This is a genomic window from Staphylococcus sp. EG-SA-2, from assembly GCF_017152085.1.
This window is the reverse complement of sequence record NZ_JACYHC010001218.1, coordinates 1-641: the sequence shown is the minus strand read 5'-3', so window position 1 is coordinate 641 and position 641 is coordinate 1. Positions and strand designations below refer to the sequence as shown.

The 641-nt window shown below is 34.3% G+C and carries 1 protein-coding gene and 1 pseudogene; both read right to left on the bottom strand.

The features are described 5' to 3' along the window. Positions 1–190 (bottom strand): acetolactate decarboxylase (locus IDG60_RS28185; protein WP_206161101.1); only part of this gene is annotated, 190 nt, incomplete at its 3' end. Between the two features lie 277 nt (positions 191–467). Further along, a pseudogene (locus IDG60_RS28180) lies at positions 468–641 on the bottom strand (L-lactate dehydrogenase); the annotation flags it as partial.

Sequence of the window (641 nt, the reverse complement as noted above, 5' to 3'; positions counted from 1 at the left end):
CTATAAATTCTTTATGCTCGTTAGCATGATATGCCTTCCCGTCTAAAAATATTACTTCGCCATCAGACCCTGTTAACGTTGCAATCCCTAAATTCCCATGTTCTAACAATTCATTAATTGTAGCTGTTCCTTCTAGTAAGCCAGCCATTAACGTACCTAATGTACCATGTTGATACAAGACATTCGTCATTCCAAAACCATCTCCCTATAGTTATTCCTCGTTGTCATGCTCTACTTCGTGCTTAATGCAGAACTACTTTCCTTTATACTCAATGACGCCTCGGCATTTCGATTCATGTCACTAAATTTTCACGAGTCATAATACTTTATTCAATTATTATTTTACGCAAAAGTATTGCCTCTATCAATGCTTGCTAAAAAAATGGATCTATCAGTGCCACATGTTACTGCAACACTAATAGATCCTCTTACCATTAATATATTTCTAATTAATACTTAAAATAGGCTTAGTCTTCTAATAAATATTTAATTGAATCAAATGTATCTTCTAATATTTTAACAGATTTATCGAACAACGCTTGTTCTTCGGCACTTAATGGCATTTCATAAATTTTAACTGCGCCATGTTGGTTAACTAATGTTGGTACACCTAGGTAAACGCCTTTGTGACCACCATATTG